At 43.4% G+C, this 17,393-nt stretch carries 12 protein-coding genes; 6 read left to right on the top strand and 6 right to left on the bottom strand.

The window, feature by feature from the left end:
• Window positions 1-192 precede the first annotated feature (192 nt).
• Complete coding sequence (locus QMY49_RS24340; protein WP_283314929.1) at window positions 193-2,274, top strand: TonB-dependent hemoglobin/transferrin/lactoferrin family receptor; 2,082 nt, start codon at window positions 193-195, stop codon at window positions 2,272-2,274.
• A gap of 52 nt (window positions 2,275-2,326) precedes the next feature.
• On the opposite strand, the gene QMY49_RS24345 is transcribed toward QMY49_RS24340, so the two are convergent.
• On the bottom strand, window positions 2,327-3,214 hold the full coding sequence (locus QMY49_RS24345) for a LysR family transcriptional regulator (protein WP_029789342.1): 888 nt from the start codon (window positions 3,212-3,214) through the stop codon (window positions 2,327-2,329).
• 236 nt (window positions 3,215-3,450) lie between these two features.
• On the opposite strand from QMY49_RS24345, the gene QMY49_RS24350 reads away from it, so the two are divergent.
• Window positions 3,451-5,622 carry a TonB-dependent hemoglobin/transferrin/lactoferrin family receptor gene (locus QMY49_RS24350; RefSeq protein WP_283314933.1) on the top strand — a complete coding sequence of 724 codons (2,172 nt, stop codon included), beginning with the start codon at window positions 3,451-3,453 and terminating at the stop codon, window positions 5,620-5,622.
• Window positions 5,623-6,100: 478 nt separating this feature from the next.
• Here the strand turns inward: QMY49_RS24350 and galE are convergent, their stop codons facing one another.
• Window positions 6,101-7,117 (bottom strand): UDP-glucose 4-epimerase GalE, encoded by a 1,017-nt coding sequence (galE, locus tag QMY49_RS24355; protein WP_005451787.1) that lies wholly within the window; start codon window positions 7,115-7,117, stop codon window positions 6,101-6,103.
• Window positions 7,118-7,171: 54 nt separating this feature from the next.
• Window positions 7,172-9,130: a diguanylate cyclase domain-containing protein gene (locus tag QMY49_RS24360; RefSeq protein WP_017819611.1), complete on the bottom strand. Its 1,959-nt coding sequence runs from the start codon at window positions 9,128-9,130 to the stop codon at window positions 7,172-7,174.
• Window positions 9,131-9,420: 290 nt separating this feature from the next.
• Here QMY49_RS24360 and QMY49_RS24365 point away from each other — a divergent pair, with 290 nt between their 5' ends.
• The 3 genes from QMY49_RS24365 to QMY49_RS24375 are packed head-to-tail and all read left to right on the top strand — an operon-like array spanning window position 9,421 to window position 11,791.
• Window positions 9,421-10,176, top strand: coding sequence for a 5-oxoprolinase subunit PxpA (locus QMY49_RS24365; RefSeq protein ID WP_009696681.1), 756 nt, complete (start codon window positions 9,421-9,423; stop codon window positions 10,174-10,176).
• Window positions 10,176-10,859, top strand: coding sequence for a 5-oxoprolinase subunit B family protein (locus QMY49_RS24370; RefSeq protein ID WP_017819609.1), 684 nt, complete (start codon window positions 10,176-10,178; stop codon window positions 10,857-10,859). The genes QMY49_RS24365 and QMY49_RS24370 overlap by 1 nt, the downstream gene beginning before the upstream one ends.
• Window positions 10,856-11,791, top strand: coding sequence for a 5-oxoprolinase subunit C family protein (locus QMY49_RS24375; RefSeq protein ID WP_283314937.1), 936 nt, complete (start codon window positions 10,856-10,858; stop codon window positions 11,789-11,791). Before QMY49_RS24370 ends, QMY49_RS24375 begins: the two co-directional genes overlap by 4 nt.
• A gap of 33 nt (window positions 11,792-11,824) precedes the next feature.
• Here QMY49_RS24375 and QMY49_RS24380 read toward each other — a convergent pair whose 3' ends face one another.
• From QMY49_RS24380 to QMY49_RS24390, 3 genes are all read right to left on the bottom strand, one after another.
• Window positions 11,825-13,258, bottom strand: a complete 1,434-nt coding sequence (locus tag QMY49_RS24380; protein ID WP_283314939.1) for an FAD-dependent oxidoreductase — start codon at window positions 13,256-13,258, stop codon at window positions 11,825-11,827.
• Between the two features lie 354 nt (window positions 13,259-13,612).
• On the bottom strand, window positions 13,613-16,069 hold the full coding sequence (locus tag QMY49_RS24385; RefSeq protein WP_283314940.1) for an ABC transporter permease: 2,457 nt from the start codon (window positions 16,067-16,069) through the stop codon (window positions 13,613-13,615).
• Window positions 16,060-16,761, bottom strand: coding sequence for an ABC transporter ATP-binding protein (locus QMY49_RS24390; protein ID WP_005451774.1), 702 nt, complete (start codon window positions 16,759-16,761; stop codon window positions 16,060-16,062). Before QMY49_RS24390 ends, QMY49_RS24385 begins: the two co-directional genes overlap by 10 nt.
• Between QMY49_RS24390 and tesA the strand changes: the two genes are divergently transcribed.
• Window positions 16,760-17,362 carry a multifunctional acyl-CoA thioesterase I/protease I/lysophospholipase L1 gene (tesA, locus tag QMY49_RS24395; RefSeq protein ID WP_005451772.1) on the top strand — a complete coding sequence of 201 codons (603 nt, stop codon included), beginning with the start codon at window positions 16,760-16,762 and terminating at the stop codon, window positions 17,360-17,362. The two genes, QMY49_RS24390 and tesA, sit on opposite strands and share 2 nt — an antisense overlap.
• Window positions 17,363-17,393 lie beyond the last annotated feature (31 nt).

Genomic DNA, 17,393 nt, shown 5'->3' on the forward strand with positions numbered 1-17,393 from the left:
AGAACTTATCGTCGAGCTTATGTCATAAAAAGCTATCTTGTTGAATTTTATGTACTAAATACAAAAAGGTCATTTCTCTTACATACCTAACCACCACCTTAGTGATAACAATAATGATAGTAATTATCATTTGCGTGAAATAATATATCGCCCGTTGTTATTGCCTATCATGGATATAAGGTGTTAGAACCAATGTATAAAAAATCAATTCTGTCAGCATCAATTTTATTAGCTCTAGCTCACGGTGCACAAGCAGAAGAACACTCAACTTTTAACGAAGTCGTTGTTACTGCGACACGTACAAATAGCCAAATCGAGGATACTGCTGCGTCAGTTGCAGTCGTCACAGACCAAGACATCGAAGATGGCATGATTACCGGTCTTGATGATCTATTTAAATACACGCCAGGAGTTACCGTCGAGACGAATGCCCGACAAGGTGTTCAAGGTATCAACATTCGTGGTATCGAAGGCAACCGAATTAAAGTTCTAGTTGATGGTGTTGCTCAAGGTAACCAGTTCGATTCAGGCAATAACTTTATTAACTCTTCTCGTGTTGAAGTTGACACCGATCTTGTTAAAGCAGTGGAAATCGTAAAAGGTGCAGCATCATCTTTGCATGGTTCTGACGCAATTGGTGGCATTGTAGCTTTCGAAACGAAAGACCCTTCGGACTTCTTAAAGGGTCGTGATTTTGGTGGTCATGCGAAATTTAACTACTCTTCAGAAGACAATACATTCAGCGAATCGGTAGCTCTTGCAAACAAAACCGGGGACCTTGAGTCTTTAGTTGCTTACACTCGCCGTGATGGTAGCGAGCTTGATAACTTTGGTGATTTAGCGGATGCCGATACCTCTGCCAATAACCTTTTAGTGAAATTACAATATCAGTTAAACGAAGCACATAGACTTGAATTTAGCGGTAACTACATTCGCAATGAAGGTGATGGCATTCAATCATATGATGGCTACACGGATGGACGAAGCGAAGATACAACTGAACAATATCAAGTCGGTATTAAGCATATTTGGGATGCTCAAGCATCAATTGCTGACACATTAACGTGGCAACTAGATTACTTAAGTAAAGACGAAACTGGCATAACACATCGTGTCAAAGGCTTGAACAATCAACGCAAAGATTACACCTACAGCGATGAAGGCTTCCAGTTCGACATGCAGTTAGATAAGTACCTAACGCTTGGTAACACTGAACATTACATTGTTTATGGTGCGTCTTACTTAGATAAAGACATTAAGAACATAAACAAAGAGTTCAATAGCGCTGGGACGGATAAAGAGATCTTCTACATCCCTTCGGCAAGTGAACGTCGTTACGGAGTCTTCCTACAAGACGAGATTACCGTCGGCAACTTCATCATTACTCCTGGTGTTCGTTACGACTCATTCGAAACCGATCCAGGCAACGCTAGCGACAACCCAAGTGGTAACCCTGATAACGAATACAAAAAGTTCTCTGACTCCGCGTTTACTGCTCGTTTAGGCACGATCTACAAACTAAACGGACAACACCGTTTGTTTGCCCAGATAAGCCAAGGTTTCCGCGCACCTGATTTTCAAGAGCTGTATTACTCGTTTGGTAACCCGATGCACGGTTACATAAACAAACCAAACCCAGACTTGAAAGCAGAAGAAAGCATTTCTTACGAGTTTGGCTGGCGCCACAACAACGATATTTCAAGCAGTGAAGTCGCGGTATTCTACAGTGACTACGATAACTTTATCGAGCGACAACAAGTTTCAGGCAGCTTCATTCCAGGTATCGACCCTGCGGTTTACCAATCCGTGAACATTGGTAAAGCAACAATCAAAGGTATTGAATTTTCCAACCAACTGTCTTGGGATAAATTCATGCCAGTAAAAGGCTTTAGTTCTCGAGTTGCTGCAGCCTATACTGAAGGTGAAGACGGAAACAACGATCCATTAAACAGTGTTAACCCATGGAATCTAGTTGCTGGCTTCAACTACGACTCTGAACAAAACTGGGGTTCTTCACTAACGGTTAACTACACTGCGTCGAAAGACAGCAGTGATATCAATGGTGATGACATCCTACCAATTTCTTCAGCAACCGTTGTTGACGTAACTGCATACTACAAGCCAATTAAAGATCTCACCCTGCGAGCGGGAGTATTTAATGTGGCAGACGAAGAATACTACAGTTGGAATGATGTAAGCGGAATGAAAACTGAGAATAAAGATCTAACACAAGCTGGCCGTAACTGGGCTATTACAGCGAAGTACGAATTTTAGTTATCAACACACTTCTTAACGAAAAATCCCAGCATCATATGCTGGGATTTTTTTATTTGAGACGCCAATTTTTCTTAAGGTATTGTACGCACCAAGATTTGGCTTCGCCCATCGTATTTCTGCGCCACGCTAAAATAATATCAATTGGCTGTTCTTCCGTACCTTCAATGCGTTTAAGAACGCCACTCTCTATTAAAGGTTCCGCGATTTGACTTGGTAGCGTCCCAATACCTAACCCGGAAGTTAGTGCTTCAACTTTGGCAGGGAAATTGGTCACTGTGAGTCTTGGCTGTTTTTGCATTACATTGATTGATAGCGCTGGCTGCTCTCTTGCCGTATCAGCAATCGCAATAACGCGATATTTTTCTCGGGCATTGTCATCAAAATCCCCACTTCGTTTATGCACATAATGATCAGAAGCGGCGACCCAAACCATACTCATTTTACCAATTTTTTCGGCCTTAACATCTTGCGGAAGTGTATCGAGAGCCGGACATATCAATAAGTCTGCCCTTCCGGTATTTAGCGACTCCCAACTTCCCGCAAGAATCTCTTCTTGTAACCTCACCCTTGTACTACTCACGTTAGATAGCGCATCTACCATTGGGAAGAAATTTGAAATAGGAATAATTCCATCAAAAGCCACCGTAATATCAAGTTCCCAGCCATTGGCCAGGAGCGTTGCATCATTAACAAGCTTCTCACTAGCTTGCAGAATTGCCCTACCACGCTCAAGAATTAACTTCCCGGCTTCTGTGAAATGTGCTTTGTGACCTGAACGATCGAAAATGATGATATCGAGATCTTGTTCCAGTTTCTGAATTTGATAGCTAAGCGAAGAAGGCGCGCGATCTAATTCGTTCGCAGCAGCAGCAAAACTTCCTCTTCTATCAATAGCATCCAAGATATGAAGTGCTTCTAAAGTGATTGGGCTCTGCACTATAGCTCCCTATTTGCGTGATTTAAATCACAGTAGTGGTATTTAAAAATTTATACTAGAAAATGACTTTAAACAATATAACAGATTGATAAATAAAGACTAGGTTGCGCATAGCACAAATTTCCATTGACAAAAATAACACTAAATGACAATAGTAATGATAGTAATTACCATTTGTATAAACTAAGATACCGCACGTTGTTATTGCCTATTATGGATTTAAGGTATTGAAGCCAATGTATAAAAAATCAATTTTGTCAGCCTCTATTCTCATTGCCCTATCACAAGGCGCATACGCAGAAGAAAGCTCAACTTTCAATGAAGTTGTCGTCTCTGCAACTCGTACCGAACAAAACGTTAATGATGTTTCAGCTTCAGTTGAGACCGTATCGTCAAAAGATATTGACCGCACACTTTCAAAGAACCTTTATGATGCCGTTCAATATACCCCTGGAGTGGAAGCAACGACTTCCGGTCGTTTTGGCATTTCGGGCTTTAACATTCGCGGCATGGAAGGCGACCGCGTGAAAGTTGTGATTGATGGCGTTCAGCAAGCTACTCCTTTCAATCCAGGTGGCGGTGCGGTTCAAGCAATTTATCCGAACGCGATTGAACTCGACACACTGACCAGTATAGAGATTAACAAGGGTCCATCCTCTACCCTATATGGCTCTGATGCAATGGGTGGCGTTGTTGTTCTTAAAACAAAAGATCCTTCAGACGTTCTAAAAACTGACGGTGACGAGACTCGTTTTGGCATTAAATCGAGCTACTTCTCTGCAGACGAACAATTCAAGAACACGTTAACTTGGGCAATGCGCCGTGGCAAGTTTGAAACACTATTGATGGGAACTTACTCTACCGGCAGCGAGCTTGAAACCTACGGTGATGGTTCCGACATTGATGGTTCTGCACGCGGTCTTGAGAACCCAGCAGACAAAGATCTAAATAACATTTTGGCAAAAGCTTATTACAACATTAACGATGTCAACAAACTTGGCTTTGTCTTCGAGCGCTATAACTACAACTACGATGAAAACGATCGTCGTGGCAACTACACACTTAATTTTGGTCCAAGACCTGGCGTTACTTATGCTAACGCAAAAGCTAGTGATGAAATGACACGTACGCGTTATGGCGTAAACTACGAACTCACTAAAGCAAATGCAGCTTTCGACTCAATGAAATTAGACCTTAATTATCAGGTCACAGAGAGCGAAAACTCTAACTTCGCTAATGTCACTGACCATTTAGGTTACATTGGCTATAACGGGGATCGCACTCGCCTACGTCAAGCTGAAGACGAGTCACTTCAGTTTGATGCTCAGTTCGACAAGGTAATCACAACCGGAAATGCAATTCACGAACTGACCTACGGTCTAAATTCTGTGGTGACAGATTTTAGTCTAACGAATGTGGATATTTACCACGACAATGGCACTAGTAAACCTGGCTCAACGACAATCCCTGATGCCACCGTCACCGAATGGGGTATTTTCCTTCAAGACAATGCATTCTTACTTAACGATACATTAGTACTAAATGCGGGCATCCGTTACGATTCATTTGAAGCGGATCCAACATCTGACGCAGGCTTTACTACCGAACGAGGTAAGAACAGTAATGACGCATTTACTGGGAAACTGGGCGCGGTTTACCACCTTAACGACAAACTAAGTACTTTTGCCCAAATCAGTCAGGGCTTTAAGGCACCTACAGTTGAGCAGCTTTACTATGAATACGACACTGGTGCTGAATTCGTTCCTAACCCAGATTTAGAAGCTGAGAAAAGCCTTTCTTACGAAATTGGCTTCCGTGGTCAAAACAACTTTGCGCAGTTTGAACTTACAGGCTTTATCACTCAGTACAAAGACTTTATCGACTCAGAAGAACTACCAAAAATCGATCCAAACAAAGACCGCTTCACTATCGTAAACCGAGATGAAGTCGACATTTCTGGTGTTGAATTTAGTTCTACACTTTTGCTAGATGAAGCTTTTGACGCCCCTAAAGGTATGTACACGAAAGTATCTGTGACATACCTAGATGGTGAAGATAAAACAACAGGTAAAGCACTAGATAGTGTCGCTCCTTTGTCTTCTGTACTTGGTTTAGGTTACGACAACGTCGAGCATCATTTTGGCGGTCTTGCGTCTCTTAAGCTTGCAGCTAAGAAAGACGACTGGTCTAGTGATGACCAAATTGATTCGGCAGGTTACGGTGTAATGGACTTAACCGCATATTACATGCCTATCAAAGACCTAACGCTGACAGCAGGCTTGCTCAATGCATTTGATAAGAAATACTGGACATACCAAGATGTTCGCGGTCTCGAAAGTACGGACAACAAAGACTTCCATAGCTTACCGGGTCGTAACTGGGCAATTTCTGTAGATTACCAGTTCTAAGTGACATCAATTTATAAAACTGTTCGTAAAGCACCCGCTTAGTTGGGTGCTTTTTTGTTTTTCCACTTTCAAACAAAGCTAACTATCTGCAGCGACATTGCGAAAATGATTGATAAATGAGTCATAAACGAAGAACTTGCGCTACAAAAACAAAAAAGCCAGCAATATGCTGACTTTTTTACGCGTTTTCATTTCAAAAATGTTAAGAAAAGAATGAAAAATGAAAACTTACTGCTTTGCCATCTCTTTTTTCACCATGATTGCTGCTGCCACGATGAAAGCGATGATTAGACCAAGTTCCATGAACTACCCCGATAGTCTTAAGAAAATTTACGACCTAAATTAAGAGTCGGACATAGTTTAGCAGTTCTATTTATCTAAGCTACCTTTTAACCAGTAATTTACGAATTTTTCCGATTTAGATCAAAAAAGGCGCAGAAGTGCGCCTTTTTGTTATTAATATGTAAAACTTGATTTTTTAAGCGTCAGGGTAACCTTGAGGGTTATTTGACTGCCAACGCCAAGTATCACCTGTCATTTCTTCTAACGTGCGCTCAGCCTTCCAACCAAGTTCGTTTGCAGCTTTTGAAGGGTCAGCCCAACATTCCGCGATATCACCAGGGCGGCGATCAACTAACTTAAACGGCACTTCTTTGCCTGATGCGTTTTCAAATGCTTTAACCATTTCAAGAACGCTATAACCATTACCGGTACCAAGGTTGTAAATATGCAGGCCAGCTTTATTGCCAACTTTTTCAAGAGCGGCGACATGACCATCAGATAGGTCCATTACATGGATGTAGTCACGCACACCAGTACCGTCTTTTGTTGGGTAGTCACTACCAAACACAGATAAAAACTCACGACGACCTACTGCGACTTGCGAGACAAAAGGCATTAGGTTGTTTGGGATGCCTTGAGGATCTTCACCTAGCTCACCCGTTGGATGAGAACCAACAGGGTTGAAGTAGCGGAGAAGCGTAATACTCCAATCTGGGTTCGCTTTTTGGAAGTCTGTTAGACACTCTTCAACCATTAACTTACTACGGCCGTAAGGGTTAGTTGCGCTAGTTGGGAAGTCTTCAGTGATAGGCACAGATGCAGGATCACCATATACTGTCGCTGAAGAACTAAATACGATGGATTTAACTCCTGCTTCACGCATAGCATCAACAAGCACTAGCGTACCGTTAACGTTGTTATCGTAGTACTCAAGCGGTTTTTCTACCGACTCGCCCACTGCTTTTAAACCGGCGAAGTGAATAACAGCTTCAATGTTGTGCGCTCTCATTGCTTCAACAAGCGCGGCTTTGTCGCGGATGTCCGCTTCAATAAACTCAGGTCTTGCACCACAAACCTTTTCAATGCGCTCAAGCACTGTAGGTTTGCTGTTGTATAGGTTATCAAGGATCACTGGCGTCATACCAGCTTCGATCATTTGAATACAAGTGTGGCTGCCAATGTAGCCCATACCACCCGTAACAAGTACTTTCATGTTATATATCCTTCTGACGCGAATCGGGCTAGTCTAAAGGTTTTTAGCCCACAGTTAAACAGTCTCTGGGGATTCGCAACCCATTAAAATTGCTTGACCTTTACCTGCTTTCTTAGCTTGGTACATTGCTGTATCGGCACTCTTAAGAATACGCGTTGCGTCACGCTCGTTAACGCCAACCAGTTTCACACCAATGCTCACGCCAACTTTGAGCAGGGAGCCTCGGTATTCAATTGGAGAACAAACCGTTTCAAGTAACTGTTCTGCAATCCTTGTTACGACCTTCTGATTTGCTGGGTTGACCAACATGACAAATTCATCTCCCGATAAACGAGCAATCAAATCGCTATGTCGAGTTGCCGCAGCCATCCGGTCTGCCACTTGTTTGAGCACTTCGTCACCTGCATCATGACCATAAGTGTCATTGATATTCTTAAAGCCATCTAAATCCAAGTAAAGTACCGCGAATTCGTCGCGCAAATAGCCTGATCTTTGTACCAATTCTTCTAGCTCTAGGTGGAACTTAGAACGATTTGCCAACCCGGTTAAGGCGTCGTGATGAGCAAGATACTCCAAACGCTCCATCTCTTTTGCACTTGATAGGTCGGTTAGAATGATGACCATGTCATAAGTGTTTTGGTCATCGCTCTTGTTAATGCAATTAACCTTTGCAAACATTGGAACGAGTTGACCTAGATGGTTCTTCTCAATCACTTCTCCTTGCCACATACCATAGTTTTCAATAGATTCTTGAATGCTCGGCATCATAGCTTGTAGCTTTCTCCAGCGAATTGATTTGATGAACGGCTTACCCACTAATTGGTCAGCTTCTACACCGACGAGCTTCGTCACTGCTGGATTAACCATGGTAATAATACCTTGGTGGTTCAACACCACTAAGCCATCTTGACTGCTTTCAAATACACGACCCGCTACTCTTTGGCGATTCATTGCTTCTTCAATCTCTGTGATGTCCTGAATTACGAAAAGCATATAGCCGTTTTTCGCTAAGCGTCGGCTGGTTAAACTTAGCTGTTGCTTCCCTTCACCACTTTCCAGGTGGATATCATCACATTCAAGCCCTCGGCTTAGTATTTGTCCAAGCTCGTTTGGCGTCTTGGTCTGGATTAGATCGCAAATGTTTGCCGTTTCTATCCCTTGGTAAGTATGTTCAAAAATACGTTGCGTAGCAGTATTACAATGAATCACTCTCCCTAAGTTGTCCGTGACTATTAACGAATCCTGAATAGAATCAATCACTTCTTCGGCGAACACCTTACGGCGCTCTAGCACTTCCAAGCTATGTTTGCGCTGCTTTTCAAGTCGCTGCTGTTTTTCAACCATAAAGTTGAAAGAAGCGACCAATGCACCGACCTCGTCTTTTGATTTATGGTGAATCCTTCCACTAAGGTGATGCCCGTTAGCTAAATCTTGCAACGCTCGATTGACTTCCTCTATGGGACGAAGAACTCGTCGTTCAACCCCAAAGTAGAACATAACTCCACCAGCTAAAAGAATGACTAAGAACAGCCCACCGTCTTGTAGCAATGCATCTCGTACTTCGAACAATGGAATTCGTGACAACGTCACCCTAATCGATCCGATGACTTGTCCTTCGTGAATAATAGGCTCAAAAACGTACAGAAAGTGTGCAGATAGTGCGTATCCTACTTCATGCAGACGACTTCGCTCTTTAACTGTCGGCGAAGGTGCAGCAAAGCCATCCAAAGCAAATACAGCAAATGGATTATTGTCTTTGTCGTAAAGCTTTACGCGTGATACGTTTGGCTTCTTAAGCAGATCAGCCAAAATGGTTTGCGCTTTTGGCTTGTTCTTTGTTGCAAGCGCATCTTTAATTGAGTGAGAAGCATCATTGATCAGAACTTTGGTCTGTTCGACCAATTCATGTTTGGCGGACTGATAAGTGTTATATGACGTGTAACTTTGAGATGTAACAAAGATGACCGTGATGAAAGCGAGAATCGGCCATATTAGCTTTGCTCGTAATGACATATATATTCCTGTCGCAGAAAGCAATCAAAATAACGAAAGGATTGCTATGCAAACTATCACACAAAAAAGAAGAGCCAAGACTAACACGACAAATCTTGAAATGAAGCCGTAAATCTCAATTATTAGACTGATTAGTCATGATTTTCTTAAAATTTCGGATCATTTCAAAGAACACGACGATCTTTTCACCATTTCATTTGATAATCTTCTTCTTGAAGAATGAAGTTAGTCACTGAACTTAAACGTAATTTCCTGCATTTTTAAAGCATACTTTGGACTTTTATAAACGTATGACATTGAATAACCAGCAACTGACACTGAATTGCGACATGGGCGAAAGCTTTGGCGCGTGGAAAATGGGTGCCGATGAGAGTGTAATGCCTCACATTGACATGGCGAACATCGCTTGTGGATTTCACGCATCTGATCCTAATGTCATGCACGATACGATTACTCTCGCTAACCAACACGACGTTGAAATTGGTGCTCATCCTGGTTATCCCGACCTACAAGGCTTTGGTCGTCGGAGCTTAAAAATGACCAATGATGAAATTACCAACATGGTGATTTATCAAGTTGGCGCGTTACAAGCTTTGTGCAAAGCGCAGTATACCGACATAGGATATATCAAACCCCATGGTGCGCTTTATAACGATATGATGCAAAGCGATGGCGTTTTTCTCGCCGTAGTGAAAGCAGCGGCACTTTTTAAAGTTCCACTAATGATCCTCGCCTCTCAAGAAAATGAAAAGTATCTCGAAATAGCAGATGATTTTGATGTACCTCTGTTATTTGAAGCCTTTGCGGACCGTCTGTATCAAGATGATGGAATGCTAACCCCCAGAACACAACCTAATGCGGTCTTAAACAGCGAACACGCTATATTAGAACAAGTCAAAATGCTTGCTGAATCAGGAAGAGTCAAAACGGCATCGGGTCAATATATTTTGTTAGAAGCTGACACAATTTGTGTCCACGGAGATAATGACGAATCCATCGCATTGATTAAAAAGATTCGCCAAAGTCTCTACACCGGAGGAAATTAATGAATCAAGGGCAGTTTTCAATCTCTCCTATCTCTGAATGCAGTATTCTGATTCGCTTTCATGAAGCGGTGACCGTCGAACACATTGGTGAGTTAGCACATCAGATTGCCGATAAACTTAACCTCATTATCATGAATGTTGTTCCGTCATACCGAACTATTTTGATCGATTACCTGCCCTTTAGAATTAACGAATCCATCATCCTCAAAGAATTGAACCAACTCGTTACTCGTTTTGATGTCCGCTCGATGGATAATAAGCAACCTAACTACATTTCCATTCCGGTTTACTACTCAGAAGAGACCGCGCTCGATTTAGAACGATTCAACGATGCTGGTTTGCCGTTGGCTGAATTGATCGAGCTGCATACCAAAACGGTTTACACGGTATCAGCAATCGGCTTTGCGCCAGGGTTCGCGTTTCTTTCAGACTTACCAAAGGCATTACACATGCCACGACACAATACCCCCCGCACTCACGTTCCAGCCGGCAGCGTCGCGATAGCGGACAGTAAAACCGCTGTCTACCCTTCAGATAGCCCTGGAGGCTGGAACATCATAGGTCGAACACCCATCTCGTTGTTCACTGATACGCCTCCATTTATTCCTTTTGAAGTTGGTGACAAGGTCACTTTTGGTTCAATCACAAGACAGGAATACATCAATTTAGGGGGCAAATTATGAGCTTTTCAGGTTTAATCGTAGAGAAACCAGGTCCACTCTCATTGATTCAAGATTTCGGTCGTTTTGGGCTCGCTCATATTGGTATTACGCAAGGCGGTCCGGTTGATGATTACGCTTACAGTTGGGCAAATCATCTATTAAAGAATCCTGTAAATTGCTCAGTCATTGAAATTACGCTTGGGAATGCCAGCTTCAAAGCACTAGAAGACTGTCACCTTTCTATTTGTGGGGGCGATTTAAACGCTTCTATTGACGGAATAGCACTCACCAATTGGTCTGACTTTTCGTTAAAAAAAGGACAAACACTTAAGTTTGGAATGCCACGCAATGGTCTTCGAGCTTACTTAGCCGTGAAAGGCGGTTTTAATGTCGAGAAACATTTAGGGAGTTCATCAACAGTATTAAGAGAATCCTTAGGAGGCATCGAACAAAATGGCTTGGCATTGAAAGCTGGAGACATCTTAAGTTTCAACCCACACGCACTCCCTAGCCGAAAGCCCAAGCAAATGACTTTTCGTTTTAAACCTGATTATAACCTTCCTATCAAGCTTCGCGTTATTGAGGGTTATCAATACAACGACTTCTCTCAAGAAACGATCGACCGTTTCTATTCCACGATATTTGAAATATCGCCAAACTCGAATCGCATGGGTTATCGCCTAGAAGGTGAAACTATCACTCCTCCTTACGATGGCATTTTATCTGAGGGTATTGCGCTTGGGTCTATCCAAATACCAAACGACGGGAAACCAATCATTTTGTTAAATGATCATCAGACTATTGGGGGGTATCCTAAGTTTGGCTGCGTCGCTAGGATTGATTTGCCGCGCTTGGCTCAGGCAAAACCGGGACAATCCGTGAGCTTTATACGAGGAGATAGACAAGGTCTACAAGATGTATGGTGTCAGTGGGCTCAATTTTTTGGTTATTGAGCCCTTCTTGTAGTTTAGTATCAAGCGCGGATGTTACATACCGTAGCGCTCTGCTAATGCTTGCGGATAACCACGCTCATAGGTCAGTTTGATCGCACAATCCTCTACTTCTTGATCAGTCCAATGGACAGTCACAGGATGCTGCTGCTCGACGTTATCGCTAGGTTCAATATCAAACCAATATTGCGCCATTTTCTGCGCAGCGAGTAATGTAGACGACGCTTTAACCACTTCGATACGCGCGTAGTTATTTTCTTCAAACGTGACGTCCGCGGCTCGCAGTACTGGATCTGTCCCTGGGATCTGCTGAGCACCAAATAACGCCTTACCACCTCTTACTGCCGTATGATAGTCTGGAATGAACTGCGCCATGTGTGCTATCGCATTGTCGGTACGCTCATCAAGTATCTCTTGACGCCAACCATGTCGTATTTTCGATAACAAACTTGTCGGTAGTTCTGGCTGCGCAGAAGCCTGTGAACTTTCGACTAAACCATCGTCAAACAACGTAATACCTTTGGTCATCCCATGTAGTTGAAAATAACCATCGCCATAAGGTGTTAATTGAGCCATGCCCTTATCAGTACCACGAGGACCATGGAAAATAACCTCTGGCCATTGTTGAGTACATTCGTTCCAACGAGTGACGTATGCTGCCTTAAACTCAACAAGACGTTCACGCCGGACACCTACCTTGTCGTCCACGACTCCGGTTTCAAAACCGCACGCATTCACTAAGAAGTCGCAGTTCAACGCATGTTCAGAGCCATCTTTTGTATAAGCCAAAGTCCAAGCAGAACCATTCCAATGAGACTCCACCAATTCCGCTTGTGTAATTACATCGACGCTTGGCATCTGCTCTAAAGTCATGTTCGCGATTGCAGCAAGACGGAATACGCTCCAACCATACTCTTGAACCGCCACAACCGGGTATTTAAGCTCATCTAGATCGGCATGCTGAGCAAATGGGATGCACCATTCATCAATGCTTTGAGGCTGTTCTGGTTGAGCTTGGCTCGCAAGTTGTAGTAACGCTTCCTTCGAGTAGAGTTTGTAGTACTCATCAGGTTCACCTAGAACTTGGTTTCGAGCGTCTTGGGCAACCAGCGTTTGGTAAGCACGTTTAATCACTTCCAGTCGTGGTAACAAAGTTTCTGGATCACCACCGTCTGAATACGGAACAGCAATAATTGTCGGACGAATATTCAGTGAATGGGGATACAAGCGAATCGTCTCAATAGACTGGGTTAGAAGATCTAAACATTGTTGTTCAGAAATCTCTCGATACAGGTTGCCGCCGGCATGCAAATGGCATATTGGGGGACCATTCACCAACGATACCCCTTTTTCGATTACGGACACTTTAAAACCTAACTCGGCAAAGTGAATCGCAGCAGTTGAACCTGCTACGCCACCACCAACGATAGCGATGTGTTTATCTTTACGATTTGGAAACTCAGACTTCATTGCTTCACTGAAAATTTTATAAGGAGAAATCTTTACTTAGTGTCGATTCTACTCGGGTTTGAGTATGATTAAAATCACAAAAAGTTCATGGGTTTGCGTTTGTTAACGGTATACGTCAAAAGTTACTTTTGAGAGCAAAAAATTTCCGAAAAAAGTGCTTGACGAGGTTGTTAGGAAAGCGTGTTTTTGACCCTGTGTGAATAATATTTTTACGCTAACACCCATGGCATAAAGCCTGCGGAAACACCCCACTTTACTAACGACTCAGTTATCCCAAAAGTTATCCACCGTTTTTGTGGATAACTAAAATAAAACTGTCATGGAGTGCATCCGCGGTAGTTAAACGGAGGCTAATTAAGTGTTTACTGGCGTTAACAATCTTTTCAAAAGGCTCATTACCACTAAAGCAAGAACAACAAACGTCGCGAAAGGTAAAGCTATCCACAATTCAGGGTGGATCTGCGCATTAAGCTCAAAGCCATATTTCATCACAGCAGCGACACAGACCTCTGCTGCAAACACTGCAACGCCACTCGCCACCATTGCCATAATGCCGTATTCAGCCCATAGCGTAGTGTTGATACGCTTCTTACTTGACCCCAATGTTCGATAGAGTCGAATTTCCTGCTGGCGTTGAGACAAACTCAAACGAAGCAATGTAAATATCAGCAAAAGACCAGCCACTACACCAAGCAATGCCAATATGGTGATTGCCGATACAATCTGTTGGATAAGTGTTTGGATTTTGTCACCCATGGTTCGAATATCGAGTACGGAGACCGTCGGATGTGCACGCGACATCGACGTCAACAATGCATTGTTATCATCGTCGATACGATAACTGATCAAATAAGAGCCTGGTAAGCTTGCCATCACGTCAGACGAAAAGATGAAATAGAAGTTAGGCTTCATATCACGCCACTCAACATGTCGAATGCTATCAACAGTGGCATCGAAGTTTTGGCTGTTAATGACAAACCGCAATTTGTCACCAAGTTCGATACCCAGTTCATCTGCAACCTGTGCTTCTACCGATACACTGGCTTTGTTTTTCCACTCACCAGATATGACATCGTTGTACTCAGGAAGTGTCTCCCCCCAAGTGAGGTTAAGTTCACGACTCACGGCATCTGAGCCTTGCCCCTCTGATTTAATCTCTTTAACGCTTACATCATTAATTTCTGCTAATCGACCACGAATGATTGGGAAGGCTCGTGACCGCGTCACGTTGTTTTTGTCCAATGTTTCTAGATAACTGTCTAGTTCGTAATCAGCGATATTCAAAGCAAATACGTTAGGTGCGTCCGCAGGAAGTGTTCTCGACCAATCAGCAAGAATATCGCTACGTACTAACCAAATTATCGAAAGTAACATCAGAGAAAGCGATAAAGCGCCAAACTGCAAACCACTGGTGACTGGTGTGCGATTGATTCGACTGAGTGCAAGTTTCATTGCTGGTCGAGTAGAAACTCGAGCAAATAACTTAGTAAGCGCAACGCTCGTTGCCGCAAGCACGACAAATAACATCGCAATGCCCGCAAGTACAATCCAAACCAGAGTGTTGTTTGCATAAAGGATAAGCAAAGGCACGACTGGCACTAAGATAAGCCACATGCGTTTCCAAGAGCGTTTGCCAGAACCTTGTTGAAGAACTTCTAGAGCAGGTGTTTTGATTAACCCGAGTAAGGGAATCCCAAGCGCTGGAACAGTAATAAGAACCGCTGATACAACTGAAATCAAGACCGGAGTGACACCGTAACCAGGCAGTGGATTAGGCAACAAATCCCTGAGGGGAATTCGCAACAAATACTCCAAACCACTACCTAGTAGCAGACCAACAATACTGGCACTAAGCAGCAAAATGGTGACTTGAATCAAAAGCCACTTTTCAATCCAGCGGCGACTCGCCCCCAAGCTTTTCAACATTGCGATGGTTTGCGTCCGGCTGTTCACGTAGCTTTGGCAAGTCAAAACCAACGTCGTTGCCGCCATGATGATAACAATAGCAACCGTCAAAGACAGGTATTGAGTTGTTCGTTCGAAGACTTCGTTACTTCGACTTGCAGTATCTTGCGTTCTCCAGCGATCACTTGGTGACAATTCAGTACTGTCTTGCAGTTGCGTTAATGTTGCATCGTCGCCTTTTAAAAACAAACGATATTGAACACGGCTCCCCAACTGGATTGCCCCTGTTTTTTCAACATCGCTTTGATGAATATAGGCTGAAGGCATTTGTTGGAATGGGTTAAAGCTCAAACCTGGTTCCATCAAAACTGCACCTGAAACGATAAAGTCCGCATCACCAATAGTGACAGCGTCACCCTTTTTAACATCAAGCTGCGCCATGATGCGTTCATCAAGCCATAGCTGGTTTTCTTTGACGTGGCCGGCTGAGTTATTGTCCAAGACTAATTCCCCCATCAGAGGGTACTGCTCATCAACGGCACGAACAGAGATAAGCTGCATGCCAGTATCACTGAATGCCATGGTAGCGAATCGTGTCATGGTAGAGCGTGGCATCTCGTCGGTAGCAGCCAACAAAGTATTTGGTATAGGATTAGCAGACACAAAAACAGCATCAGCTGTTAACGCATCTTTACCTTGCTTAACGATCACCTGCTCCATTCTTTCTGCCAGAGCCGAGAGCGCAAAAATACTGGCAATCACGAGAATCAAGGCAACACTGATCGGCCATAGGTTTCCTTGACGGATTTCACCGAGACTCCAACGTACTAAGCTTTTGTTTGGCGATTGTTTAGCCTGCTTAGGCATCTGAGTTGAGTCTTGCTCACTTGAAGAGATCACGGACATATCACCTCCTCCTGCAACTCGCCTGCTTCCATTCGATATACACGGTCACAACGACTGGCTAAATGACTGTCGTGAGTAACCAGTATTAACGTTGTGCCATGCTGTTCATTCAAATCAAACAGAAGCTCGATAACTCTTTCGGCGGTTTGATGGTCGAGGTTTCCCGTTGGTTCATCGGCAAACAGCAGTTCTGGCTGAGTCATAAATGCCCGTGCAAGAGCGACACGCTGTTGTTCTCCCCCCGACAATTGACTTGGTAAGTGGTCGAGACGCTTTTCCAGCCCAACCGCTGTCAGCAATGCTTTTGCTCTTGCATCATCTTCAGCTTCACCACGTAGAAGACAAGGTAACGTGACATTTCGTAATGCGCTCAAACTTGGAATTAGAAGAAAGCTTTGAAATACGAAGCCCAACGAGTCCGCACGAATTTTTGCACGAGCTTCATCGTCTAACTTTGAAAGCTCATGCCCTAATAAGGTGATTTCGCCTGAGGTTGGTGTATCTAATCCAGCGAGCAGTGTCATCAATGTAGACTTTCCCGCGCCAGAGGTACCAACAATGGCAATCTTCTCGCCCTTTCTAATGTCGACATTTACATTTTTAAGGATTGTTAAATGTTCTTGATTAGTAGAGACTTGTTTAGAAACTAAATTAGCTTGAACAATAGGTGCTTTAAGTACAGGTGTTTGCATGATTCGTATACTTTCCTTAGTTCTTTTTTTCTGTCTTTCCGTTTCTGCGCAGGCGAACGAAAAGTTGCTTGTTTTGGGTGACAGCCTAAGCGCTGGCTATCAAATGCCAATCGAAGAGAGTTGGCCTAGCTTACTTCCTGATGCGTTACTAGAACATGGTCAAGATGTAAAAGTTGTAAATGGCAGTATCTCAGGGGACACCACAGGTAACGGTCTTGCGCGTTTGCCAGCTCTCCTTGAACAGCACACTCCTGACGTTGTGCTTATTGAACTCGGTGCCAACGATGGTCTTCGTGGATTCCCACCTAAACTTATTACGTCGAACTTATCGAAAATGATTACCATGATCAAAGATTCTGGTGCGGATGTTGTGATGATGCAAATCCGTGTGCCACCAAACTACGGTAAGCGCTATAGCGATATGTTCTACGATATTTACCCTAAGCTTGCTGAACACCAAAAAGTGGCTCTGATGCCCTTCTTCTTAGAGCACGTCATCATTAAACCTGAATGGATGATGGATGATGGTCTGCACCCAAAACCAGAAGCTCAGCCTTTTATCGCAGACTTCGTTGCGCAAGAATTGGTTAAACATCTCTAATTTTGATGGTCTAGCTCAATAAGTTTTACCA

Source organism: Vibrio harveyi (genome assembly GCF_030060435.1).
In the GTDB taxonomy this organism is placed as follows: domain Bacteria; phylum Pseudomonadota; class Gammaproteobacteria; order Enterobacterales; family Vibrionaceae; genus Vibrio; species Vibrio harveyi.

What these genes read in the sequence shown, in the direction of transcription:
- QMY49_RS24340 (WP_283314929.1), top strand. Translation starts at nt 193, where the DNA reads ATGTATAAAAAATCAATTCTGTCAGCATCAATTTTATTAGCTCTAGCT.
- QMY49_RS24350 (WP_283314933.1), top strand. Translation starts at nt 3,451, where the DNA reads ATGTATAAAAAATCAATTTTGTCAGCCTCTATTCTCATTGCCCTATCA.
- galE (WP_005451787.1), bottom strand. Translation starts at nt 7,117, where the DNA reads ATGAAAGTACTTGTTACGGGTGGTATGGGCTACATTGGCAGCCACACT.
- QMY49_RS24360 (WP_017819611.1), bottom strand. Translation starts at nt 9,130, where the DNA reads ATGTCATTACGAGCAAAGCTAATATGGCCGATTCTCGCTTTCATCACG.
- QMY49_RS24365 (WP_009696681.1), top strand. Translation starts at nt 9,421, where the DNA reads ATGACATTGAATAACCAGCAACTGACACTGAATTGCGACATGGGCGAA.
- QMY49_RS24370 (WP_017819609.1), top strand. Translation starts at nt 10,176, where the DNA reads ATGAATCAAGGGCAGTTTTCAATCTCTCCTATCTCTGAATGCAGTATT.
- QMY49_RS24375 (WP_283314937.1), top strand. Translation starts at nt 10,856, where the DNA reads ATGAGCTTTTCAGGTTTAATCGTAGAGAAACCAGGTCCACTCTCATTG.
- QMY49_RS24380 (WP_283314939.1), bottom strand. Translation starts at nt 13,258, where the DNA reads ATGAAGTCTGAGTTTCCAAATCGTAAAGATAAACACATCGCTATCGTT.
- QMY49_RS24385 (WP_283314940.1), bottom strand. Translation starts at nt 16,069, where the DNA reads ATGTCCGTGATCTCTTCAAGTGAGCAAGACTCAACTCAGATGCCTAAG.
- tesA (WP_005451772.1), top strand. Translation starts at nt 16,760, where the DNA reads ATGATTCGTATACTTTCCTTAGTTCTTTTTTTCTGTCTTTCCGTTTCT.
- QMY49_RS24390 (WP_005451774.1), bottom strand. Translation starts at nt 16,761, where the DNA reads ATGCAAACACCTGTACTTAAAGCACCTATTGTTCAAGCTAATTTAGTT.